Source organism: Deltaproteobacteria bacterium, from assembly GCA_016219225.1.
GTDB lineage: Bacteria > Desulfobacterota > RBG-13-43-22 > RBG-13-43-22 > RBG-13-43-22 > RBG-13-43-22.
Map to the genome: position 1 here is coordinate 1 of JACRBX010000178.1, position 9,364 is coordinate 9,364.

Here is a 9,364-nt window from a genome sequence, read left to right on the forward strand (position 1 = left end):
CGTGGCCGCCACGGCCGGGTGAATGATGGGAACACTGGCCACGATGCTGGCCGGAAAAAAGATCCCAACCCCCGAGCACCTGTATTGGGCCGAAGTGGAAGGGGATATTGAGAACGTCAACGGCGTCCTGAAAATTACCACCATCAGGGTCAAATACCACCTGAAGGTGGGCGAAGACAAAGCGCCTGAGGCCAGGGAGAATTTCTCAAAATATCTCACCTTCTGCCCTGCGGCCCAGAGCATCATCGGCTGCATCAGGATAGAAGATGAATTGATGATCGAACCGGTCTGAGGGGAGGGGCGGTAGCATTGGATTTCATTTATTGTCTTATTTTCTCCAGGGCGTTGATGATATTAGTTTTACCGGTGAACTGATTCGTTTTACCGTCCTGGACGATGACGCAGGTGGGAGTGGAGCGGACCTTGTCCGCACTGATGTAACTGTTCAGGATTTCGAAAGTGGGCTTTACCTCGAAAATTTTGAATTCCACCCCTTTATTTTTGAGAAATTCTTCCAGTTTGGTCGGTTCGGTAATTTTTTCGCGGGATGCTCCGATCAGCGCCGATCGGGCGAAGAAGGCCTGTTGCAGGGTTTTTTTCTCATTCAGGGCATAGAGGAAATAGCGGGCATAGAGGGGAGTCGTCTTGGAGAGGGGCGTATCAATGAAAATCAGATTGATGCTGTTCCCTTTTACCAAATCGGTCAGGATAGGTTCAATCGTCGGCTCCATGGACCGGCAGGGGCCGCAGAAATAGTCCGTGTAGAGTCGGACGTTGATTTTCCCGGTTCCAAAGGAAGGGAGCAGTGTTTCCGCTGCGAAGGCCGGAGTAACCGATCCTTTAAAAAAGAGGGTGAAAAGGATGAGGCCGATTGCGACCGAGAGAATAATCCTTTTTATTGTCGTCTGTTTGATATTCAGAAAAAAAAGAATCACCAGGAACCCTCCAAAGGCCAGGCAGTAAGGGCAATAAGTATTAAACCAGATCTGAAAGCCTACCAGATATATTTCGATCCCCAAGCTTACAGAAAGGGCAAGAATCAAAGGGAAAAATTTTTTTGTAAGGCTTAATAAAATAACAAGAACCATGAAGCTTATTCCAAAATATCGGAGATCGAAGCCGAAAAGATCTCCACTGAGATAGGAACACGATCCGCTGCAGAAATTTTCAAACAGGACAACCCCGATTGCCAGAAGCGCAAGGATGATATTAAGGATACTTTTTTTCCCCTCTATCCATGATGACAGGTTGTTTTCGTTCATTTTTTTTCGACCCTCATAATCTCTGAATCTCTTTATATCCGATGAAACTCTATAGATCGAATTTAAATGGCGCAAGATATCCGCCTAATCTTTTTTTATTTTCTAAAGACAGGGGAGGGCAGTCTTCCGCCCCTTTGATCCCTTCGGTCACGGTCACGGCAAAAACCATGCAGGTCGGTTGACCACATTCCCGGCAGTTGGTTTTCGGCAGCAACTTCAGGATTTCCATCACCTGCGGACGGGGTAGATCTTCATAGGAAGGCTCGATTTCCTCCCGCTTTTCCCAGGCCGCATTGATTTCCCTCTTGAGCCATTCCACGATCTTGGCGGCTTCAGCCTCGTCCTTGAGGGCATTAATAGCGATCTTTTTCCCATGGACCGTGATCAATTTCCCCTGGGACCTGAAGGTGACCGACGGGGGATCCTTTACGTAATTAAAGCCGCCCAATACGGCATTCAAATAGGGCAGGGCCTCGCTTACATCCTGATCCAAGTGGGCAAAACAATGGACGGCCATGGCCCCGGGGTTACACCGGGAGTTGAAAATTTCCAGTTGGTAGGTTTCCAGCAGCATTCAGGACTCCTTTGTGTTTAAGGTTTGCAGGTCAGATGGCAGATGCCGGTCGGCGTCTCCACAGCAAAGGGGAAGTATTTGCGTTTGAACCAGAGGGCCACATTGACCAGGCTGATCAAAACCGGGACTTCCACCAGGGGGCCGATAACGGCGGCAAAGGCCGCACCCGACTGGATGCCGAAGACGGCCACGGCCACGGCAATGGCCAGCTCGAAATTGTTGGAAGCGGCCGTAAAGCTCAGGGTCGTGGACTGTTCATAGGTGGCCTTGACCTTCATGGACATATAAAAGGAGATAAAAAACATGATCACAAAATAGATGACCAGGGGCAGGGCGATACGCAAAACATCCAGGGGCAATTGGACGATGTATTCTCCCTTGAGGGAGAACATGACGATGATGGTGAAGAGCAGGGCGATGAGGGTGATCGGGCTGATTTTAGGGATGAACTTTTCATGATACCAGGTCTTATCCTTGATTTTGATCAGGGTGAACCGGGTAATGATTCCGGCAATAAACGGGATACCCAGATAGATAAAGACACTTTTAGCGATCTGGCCGATGGAGATATCGACCACCGTGCCTTTCAGACCGAACCAGCCGGGCAGGATGGTGATAAAGATATAGGCGTAAAGGGAGAAGAACAGGACCTGAAAGATGGAGTTGAAGGCCACCAGGCCGGCACAATATTCGGTGTCGCCCGAGGCCAGATCGTTCCAGACAATGACCATGGCAATACAGCGGGCCAAACCGATCATGATTAGACCGACCATGTATTCCGGATAGCCGGCCAGGAAAAGAATGGCCAGAAAAAACATAAGGATCGGGCCGATGACCCAGTTCTGGATCAAAGAAAGTATCAATACCCGGTAATTTTTAAAGACTTCCCCCAATTCTTCATATTTGACCTTGGCCAGGGGGGGGTACATCATCAGGATCAGGCCGATGGCAATGGGGATATTGGTGGTGTCGTATTGGAAAAGATTCCAGAATTGGACTACCTGGGGATAGAGATAGCCGGAGCCCACCCCGAGCAGCATAGCTAAGAAAATCCAGAGGGTCAGAAACCGGTCCAGAAAAGAAAGTTTTTTCGGCATTGGTTCGGACATACAAGAATATCCTCCTTTCCAAAAAATATCGTCCCCGCCCGGAGACTATTTTTCAGGATCAGCCCTCGGCGTTGGTGCTTTCTTGAATTTTTACCGAAGGCGGGGTTAATGATTCAGGATTCGCTGGTATATTTTCCGGGGGGGCCGAGGTAGAAGTCTGAATCTTATCCCGGTTCGGCGTTTTATTTTGATCTGAGATGGTTTCCTGCAGTGGGAAGGCTGGGGCAGGGGAGATGACCTTCATATCCTGGGCATAAGAGACGGAGCCGCATATCATCAAAAAAAGGATTAAAGTAATTGTGGAAATTGATTTTGGAATTCTCATGGTTGCTCCTTTGTTTTCTCGAATGAAATGTAAAGCCTCTTTCTGATCGGCATCGAGATCAATGCGCTCAATGGTTTGAATCTCTTCCTCGGTAAAGGTTAAGATAATCGGTTTGCCCATCGTTACCCCACCGCTTTTTTAAACCATTCGATCAGTTGGCCCTTGTTGGGAACCGTCCCTCTGGCCACGACCTTTCCGTTGATCAACAAAGCCGGGCTCTGCAACACCCCATAACGGGCGATCTCTTTGATATCGGTCACATGCTCGAAATCCGCAGCCAGGTTTAATTCCGACAGGACCTCCATAATCCGTTGGGTCAGGGCATGGCAATTGGGACATCCCTGGCCGAGGACCCGGATGACCAGGCCTTGTTCCTCCTGGGCCGGAGAAATCTCCTGGCCCAACTGTTTCCGGAATTCCCGGACCAAGGCCCGGCCGTATTCGGGCCTGGCCCTTTCTGGGATATAATTTTTTTTGGAAAGCCGTTGGATTAACTCCCCGGCTACGGCCTCATCCGAAGCCCCGGACATGGAGGCAGCCAATTCCGCCATCACTTCCTGGAGTCCGATAATGCCGACCTGAAAGATGCCTATTTTTATTTGAGTAATGTCTTCATTAGCCATAGGTAGGGCGCTTAAATTATATAATCTATAACTATATAACCATTAGGTAATATAGTCAAACAAAATTATTCGTTCGACTCTTCATGTACTCCCGGTACTCCTTCAGCAGGACATAAGCGTACTCTTCGCGGGTGCGGTCCGACGAAGGAATATAGTTCTTTTTGGCTTCCAGCCTATGAATGATCTCTTCAGCGGTCTCTTGATTCGCCTGTCTGTCTTGGGAGTAAAGATCGGCCATTATATCGTCCAGGCCATTAATTCGGACCTGTGTATCATCAAGAAAGGTCAGCATGCGCCAACTAACTGTCGGCTGTTCCGAATCGTCTCATGTTATTCATCCTTTCACTTCAAACTGGGACATATTCTGCCTCCTAAAGGGAATAAGTTATTTTGAAGCATAGCTTTCGTTAAGAATCTCAATGGGATGGACTACCTTGTAGGGCAGGAGCTGATTGAATTGCATTCGGCAGCTCAAACAATCGGTAACGAGTCTTTCCGGGTCCATCTCCCGGATTTTTTCCATTAGATTGCTTCCCAACCGAAGGGAAGTCTCATGAAATTCCCTTTTGAATCCCATAATTCCCCCAAGCCCACAGCAATAGAACCGCCCCTGGATCGGTTCCAGATCGATACCGGGGATCATTTTGAGCAGTTCCAGATAGGGGGTGCCAATCTCCTGTTCCCGCAGGTGACAGGGGGGATAGTAGACCAGACGGCCCCGGACCGGACCGAAATCTGTTGAGAGTTTGCCCTCTTTATGAAGATAAGTCAGATATTCTCCCAAGTCGTAAGTGTGCTCGGCCACCTGGATTCTTTTTAAAGGGCTGATCCCCGAGAAATATCCTTCGTCTTTCAAAATGCTTTTGTAAATGCTTTTTGAGAGGGAGTCAAACTTTCTCTCTTCAGGCCCCCCAAGGCCTTTCCTGACCGGAACCTTAAATTCCTTTTCATTTCCTGCTACAGATTCCTGATATTCTTTGGAAAAATAGGCCCCTTCTCCCAGGACAGTTTTAAAAAGGTACCCGCAGGTCGGGCAGGAGCAGAGAATATCATAGCCTTCTTCAACGACCTCGGCCAGGTGTTCTACGTTGAAGCGCATGCATTCCAGGGTGAGTTTCCGGTCCCCTTCCAGCAAGGGAGGCATGCCGCAGCATTTCTGCTCGGGGAAATAGACTTCAAACCCGGTGTGGCGAAAAATTTCGATGACCGCTTTCGGTACCTCGGGGAAAAGATATTTACCGGTACAACCGGCAAAGTAGGCCAGCTTACGAGACGCTTTCTTATTCCCTTTAGTGGTCAGTTTATTCTTTCCGGCCCAATCGGGAAAACTTTCTTCAGGAAAACGGGGCATTCGCCGCGCCGGGTGAATGCCCATGGCTGCTTTCAGTAAACCCCCGGTCGGTTTCGCCTTGAAAAAGGCATTGGTCAAGCGTGGGAAGGCGCCGCACAGCCTGCTAATCCGTCCCACATCTTCAATGGTCCGGACGCCAAATTTCAATCCGTCCCTTTCGATGAACTGCGTCTTGGCCTTCATGATCCCGGCACGGATATTCGGGCAGGGACACTGGCCGCAGAAGTTGCATAGGTCCACTAACCGACGCAGGTCTTCGAAGGTGATCGGTTTCCGGTCTTTCATCTGGCGGTCGTAAAGCTTATAGATCTCCGGGAAATAAAGACAGGAGGTATCCATGAGAAACCGGCAGACATCGCAATCGGCACAAGCCTCCAATGTCTCCCGGGCGGTTTTTTCCGGATTGATCTTTTCCATCAGTCTTTAATACCAGGAACGATGACGGTTTTCAATTTATCATTTTATCGTCCGGCAGAAAGATCCTTCAGATGTCCCTCAGCCTGGATTCAGGGCAATAAATAAATAGAGGAAATTTTTAAAATTTTTTGGTTGATATTTAATGGCATGATATTTTATAAATAATCATGTTGGATTACTAAATACATACTAACAGGGATTTACTATGAAAACCAGGGTTACCACCAGGGGGCAGGTCTCCATTCCCTCTCGGATTAGAAAAAAATTCAACATCGAGCCCGAATCGCAGGTCATCTGGCAGACCGAGGGAAACACGATCAGGGTTATCCCCATCCCCAAAGATCCGGTATCCGCTTTCAGGGGGAAGGGGGCGGGAAGGTACTCTACCGAAAAAATGATCCGGGACCGGCAGGATGAAAGAAGGAAAGGGAATTAAAAATGCTGAATCCACTAAAAGGTATGTTTTGGACAGCTCGGCTTTATTGACCCTTTGGAATGATGGGGCCGGAGCAGAAGTGGTGGAGAATATCCTTCATTCCGGAGAAATAGTAAGGAGGTCTTGTTTTGTCAGCAATTAAGGATAAGGTCCTTTTTGTTTGTGTCCATAACGCAGCCCGGAGTCAGATGGCCGAGGCCTTGCTGAAAGAAATGGCCGGTGACCGCTTTGAAGCGGAGAGTGCCGGGTTGGAACCGGGGCAGTTAAATCCCCTGGCCGTGGAGGTCATGAAGGAAATCGCCATCGATATTTCCGGGAATCAGACCAAAAGTGCCTTTGATCTTTTTAAGGAGGGAAGATTATATACCCATGTGATAACGGTCTGTGATCAGACCAGCGCCGAGCAATGCCCCTTTTTTCCGGGGATCACCACCCGTCTCCACTGGAGTTTCGCCGATCCGTCAGGCTTTACCGGAACGCATGAAGAAAAATTGGAAAAGACTAGACAGGTCCGGGAGGCCATCCGGGAGAAAATTGCAGCTTGGCTGAAGGAACTTGAAGCTTAATAAATCGTTAGCGCTGATTCTTTAGCCTAAGAAAAAAGGGTTGACGACAAAATAGAGACCCAGGATCCCGATAAGTATCCCGGCCCCGCGGCGGAACCACTGACCCCCGGTCTGCCAGGATTGGTTTTCGATGACCTTGCGGACGGCGGCTGTTGAACTACCGGCGATCACGATGGGCAGACAATGGCCTATGGCAAATAACAGTATCAGCAAAATTCCACTGGTCAGATTTCCCTGGACCGTGATGATGGCCAGGATGGGGGCGATAAAGCCGAAGGTGCAGGAGCCGGAAAGGACCCCGTAGGCCAGGCCCAGGACAAAGGCCCCGAAGACTCCTTTTAGATTCAGCCGGTATAGCAAACTTCCGGACATGGAACATTTCTCTACCCCGAGCATGCCCAGGGCCACCCAGACCAGGACCAGTCCGATGAGGATCTGCCAGTAGTTGCCCACATCACCCAGCATACGCCCCAGGAGGGAACAGATGATTCCGATCAGGGCGATGGTAATAAACAGACCGGAAGTAAAGGCAATTGAGTAGAACCCGGCCTGCCGGGCTTGAAGCATTTTTTCCTGTCCCCCTACATAGGCTACGATCAAAGGGATAGAGGCCAGATGACAGGGGCTGAAGACGACGCTGATCATGCCCCAGAAAAAGGCCCCCAGGGCGGCAATCATGGTTCCCCCGGCCAGCCAGTCATTAATGGTCAGAAAGATGTTTTCCAGCATGGTAACCCCACCTGTTAAAAATCGAGATTATTTAACCCCCATCTTTTTTAACTGGGCGACGATATCCTTCTCGCCCATAAACCCTTCATGACGGGCGACTTCTTTGCCGGTTTTATCATAAAAAATCTGGGTCGGTATGACCCGAATTCCGAAGCGGTCAGCCTGGTCTCTGAATTTCCAGACGTCGATGAAAACAATTGCGGCCTTGCCCTGGTAGTCTTTCTCTAATTTGGTCATGATGGGGGCCATCATCTTGCAGGGAATGCAGGCATTGGCCCCCAGGTCAACCAGGGTTACCATGTCTTTGACCGGCACCTCTTTAAAACTGCCGGCCCAGGATGGGTTGGCTCCCAGTAATATTAATCCTATGAGGAGCACACTCCTGATTTTTTGATAAGGCGGTTTATTCATCTGTATTTCCCCTTTCATTTAAATCAGTCCGAATTGCTTTAATTTTTCTTCGATTTCTCTTTCAGGCAGGAACCCCACATAGGGCAGGGCGTAAGTGGCCAGAGAAGGATACTTTTCTGCTACGGTCTTTGTACCTTGGGCCTGAAGGTCCCCGGTAAAAAAAACCACCAAGATGCAAAGAAGAAGGAAAGGCAAGGTTCTAAAAGCTGAAGAAGACATGGGATCAGTCAGCGAGCCCCACCCGGACCAGTTGCTTTTCTATCTCTGTTTGAGGGAAAAAACCGGTATGCCTGAAGACCTCCCGGCCGTTTTTATCAAAGAATACCTGGACCGGTATATATTTGATCCCAAAGCGGGCAGCCAGAATTTCTTCCTGGCCCACATGGACGAAAAGCACGTTTAACCGGCCTTTATATTTTTTCTCCAGCTCGGCCAGGATGGGGGTCATCATATCGCAGGGTCCGCAACCGGTAGCCCCGAAATCGATCAGGCTCGGTTTGCCCGACATCCTGACCCGGTCCACTGGATTGTTCCGGGCCAGGCGGCTTTGTTTTTTAACCCAGTCTTCATTAATCTGGAGGGATGTTTGCTGCCCGAGAGTTTGTATATATTGTCGTTGGGCCTCCTGCATCTTTTGTTGAATCAAGATAATCTTCAGCACCTCACGGACCTGGTCCAAAGGGGCCCCACCGATCATCTCTTTATTCTGAGTATAAAAATTTTTAAGTTCTTCTTCGGATATGGTATCGGCCTTTACCTTTTCCGAGAGATACTTCATGACCATCTGGTCTTCGTCACTTTCTTTTTTATGGCCTGTTTTATAGGCTTCCTGGAGGATTAAACGTTTTATGGCCATCTTTTCCAGCACGAAAAAAACATTTTTAGCTAATTGTTTTCTTATCTCTGGGCCTGATCGGTTAATTTCCTTAGTAATTTCCGATTCTTTAATAGTCAGGCTGTCGGCGGTCAGCAAGGTCCCTTTGGGCAGCCTGGCCAGAGTGGCCGACTTAAGGGGGTCGGAAGCCAGACCGGGGTAAAGGTCCTCAACGGTTTTTGGGGTCTGCCCTCGAGCCGAAGAAAAGGCAATGATCAGTAAAAGGATCGAAAAGACGATCTGGCGCAGTAACTTTTTTGAATCATGATATGTTTTCACAAGAACCCTCAAGAAATTATTTTTAAGATCCGTTATCCGCAACAGGCTGTACCGAAAGGCTTCTCTTTAAAGGGCAGGATAACTTCCTGCACCAAAACCGGTGTCCACGGTCAGGCCGGGGCCTTTTCGGTATTTTGACAGGAAGCCTGGACGGCCTCTTTGATCCGGTCGATGTCCTGGCGCTGTAAGTTGAAATCTTTATTTTTTTCTATCCCCATCCCGGTCAGGACCAGATATCTTTTGGGAGCGGTCCCGATGTGATCAAAAATGGCTTTGCCGCAGCCGATATCACAGCCATCGATGACGACCAGATCCGGGACATCCTTGGCCGACTGGACAAAACCGGATAAATGGGCTCCAATCCCGGCCAAACAATAAATTTTGCCGAAACCCTCCCGGGTCAGTTCC

The 9,364-nt window shown here is 49.1% G+C and carries 15 protein-coding genes; 3 read left to right on the forward strand and 12 right to left on the reverse strand.

The window, feature by feature from the left end:
* Positions 1–22 precede the first annotated feature (22 nt).
* Positions 23–292 (forward strand): OsmC family protein, encoded by a 270-nt coding sequence (locus tag HY879_15445; GenBank protein ID MBI5604732.1) that lies wholly within the window; start codon positions 23–25, stop codon positions 290–292.
* A gap of 28 nt (positions 293–320) precedes the next feature.
* Here HY879_15445 and HY879_15450 read toward each other — a convergent pair whose 3' ends face one another.
* The 7 genes from HY879_15450 to HY879_15480 form a co-directional block, all read right to left on the reverse strand.
* The gene (locus HY879_15450; protein ID MBI5604733.1) at positions 321–1,262 is read right to left on the reverse strand and encodes a thioredoxin domain-containing protein; all 942 of its coding nucleotides are present in this window, start codon (positions 1,260–1,262) and stop codon (positions 321–323) included.
* Positions 1,263–1,311: 49 nt separating this feature from the next.
* Positions 1,312–1,836, reverse strand: coding sequence for a Fe-S cluster protein (locus HY879_15455; GenBank protein ID MBI5604734.1), 525 nt, complete (start codon positions 1,834–1,836; stop codon positions 1,312–1,314).
* Between the two features lie 17 nt (positions 1,837–1,853).
* Positions 1,854–2,945 carry an ACR3 family arsenite efflux transporter gene (gene arsB, locus HY879_15460; protein ID MBI5604735.1) on the reverse strand — a complete coding sequence of 364 codons (1,092 nt, stop codon included), beginning with the start codon at positions 2,943–2,945 and terminating at the stop codon, positions 1,854–1,856.
* A gap of 58 nt (positions 2,946–3,003) precedes the next feature.
* Entirely contained in the window at positions 3,004–3,390 is a 387-nt protein-coding gene (locus tag HY879_15465) for a hypothetical protein (GenBank protein ID MBI5604736.1), read from the reverse strand.
* Positions 3,391–3,392: 2 nt separating this feature from the next.
* Positions 3,393–3,635: a thioredoxin family protein gene (locus HY879_15470; protein MBI5604737.1), complete on the reverse strand. Its 243-nt coding sequence runs from the start codon at positions 3,633–3,635 to the stop codon at positions 3,393–3,395.
* 313 nt (positions 3,636–3,948) lie between these two features.
* The gene (locus tag HY879_15475) at positions 3,949–4,131 is read right to left on the reverse strand and encodes a hypothetical protein (protein MBI5604738.1); all 183 of its coding nucleotides are present in this window, start codon (positions 4,129–4,131) and stop codon (positions 3,949–3,951) included.
* Between the two features lie 147 nt (positions 4,132–4,278).
* Positions 4,279–5,661, reverse strand: coding sequence for a FeS-binding protein (locus HY879_15480; GenBank protein ID MBI5604739.1), 1,383 nt, complete (start codon positions 5,659–5,661; stop codon positions 4,279–4,281).
* 205 nt (positions 5,662–5,866) lie between these two features.
* On the opposite strand from HY879_15480, the gene HY879_15485 reads away from it, so the two are divergent.
* Entirely contained in the window at positions 5,867–6,097 is a 231-nt protein-coding gene (locus tag HY879_15485; GenBank protein MBI5604740.1) for an AbrB/MazE/SpoVT family DNA-binding domain-containing protein, read from the forward strand.
* A 137-nt stretch (positions 6,098–6,234) separates the two neighbouring features.
* Entirely contained in the window at positions 6,235–6,663 is a 429-nt protein-coding gene (locus HY879_15490; GenBank protein ID MBI5604741.1) for an arsenate reductase ArsC, read from the forward strand.
* 21 nt (positions 6,664–6,684) lie between these two features.
* On the opposite strand, the gene HY879_15495 is transcribed toward HY879_15490, so the two are convergent.
* The 5 genes from HY879_15495 to HY879_15515 all read right to left on the reverse strand — a co-directional run.
* A complete protein-coding gene (locus HY879_15495; GenBank protein ID MBI5604742.1) occupies positions 6,685–7,392 on the reverse strand; it encodes a sulfite exporter TauE/SafE family protein in 708 nt (235 codons plus the stop codon).
* A 27-nt stretch (positions 7,393–7,419) separates the two neighbouring features.
* Entirely contained in the window at positions 7,420–7,803 is a 384-nt protein-coding gene (locus tag HY879_15500) for a thioredoxin family protein (protein MBI5604743.1), read from the reverse strand.
* A gap of 18 nt (positions 7,804–7,821) precedes the next feature.
* Positions 7,822–8,022 carry a hypothetical protein gene (locus HY879_15505; GenBank protein ID MBI5604744.1) on the reverse strand — a complete coding sequence of 67 codons (201 nt, stop codon included), beginning with the start codon at positions 8,020–8,022 and terminating at the stop codon, positions 7,822–7,824.
* A gap of 4 nt (positions 8,023–8,026) precedes the next feature.
* A complete protein-coding gene (locus tag HY879_15510) occupies positions 8,027–8,956 on the reverse strand; it encodes a thioredoxin family protein (GenBank protein MBI5604745.1) in 930 nt (309 codons plus the stop codon).
* 110 nt (positions 8,957–9,066) lie between these two features.
* Positions 9,067–9,364, reverse strand: a 298-nt coding sequence (locus HY879_15515; GenBank protein ID MBI5604746.1) for a putative zinc-binding protein, incomplete at its 5' end; no start/stop codon positions are given.

Coding starts and splice junctions, on each gene's coding strand:
- HY879_15445 (MBI5604732.1), top strand. CDS start 23: ATGATGGGAACACTGGCCACGATGCTGGCCGGAAAAAAGATCCCAACC.
- HY879_15450 (MBI5604733.1), bottom strand. CDS start 1,262: ATGAACGAAAACAACCTGTCATCATGGATAGAGGGGAAAAAAAGTATC.
- HY879_15455 (MBI5604734.1), bottom strand. CDS start 1,836: ATGCTGCTGGAAACCTACCAACTGGAAATTTTCAACTCCCGGTGTAAC.
- arsB (MBI5604735.1), bottom strand. CDS start 2,945: ATGTCCGAACCAATGCCGAAAAAACTTTCTTTTCTGGACCGGTTTCTG.
- HY879_15465 (MBI5604736.1), bottom strand. CDS start 3,390: ATGGGCAAACCGATTATCTTAACCTTTACCGAGGAAGAGATTCAAACC.
- HY879_15475 (MBI5604738.1), bottom strand. CDS start 4,131: ATGGCCGATCTTTACTCCCAAGACAGACAGGCGAATCAAGAGACCGCT.
- HY879_15480 (MBI5604739.1), bottom strand. CDS start 5,661: ATGGAAAAGATCAATCCGGAAAAAACCGCCCGGGAGACATTGGAGGCT.
- HY879_15485 (MBI5604740.1), top strand. CDS start 5,867: ATGAAAACCAGGGTTACCACCAGGGGGCAGGTCTCCATTCCCTCTCGG.
- HY879_15495 (MBI5604742.1), bottom strand. CDS start 7,392: ATGCTGGAAAACATCTTTCTGACCATTAATGACTGGCTGGCCGGGGGA.
- HY879_15500 (MBI5604743.1), bottom strand. CDS start 7,803: ATGAATAAACCGCCTTATCAAAAAATCAGGAGTGTGCTCCTCATAGGA.
- HY879_15505 (MBI5604744.1), bottom strand. CDS start 8,022: ATGTCTTCTTCAGCTTTTAGAACCTTGCCTTTCCTTCTTCTTTGCATC.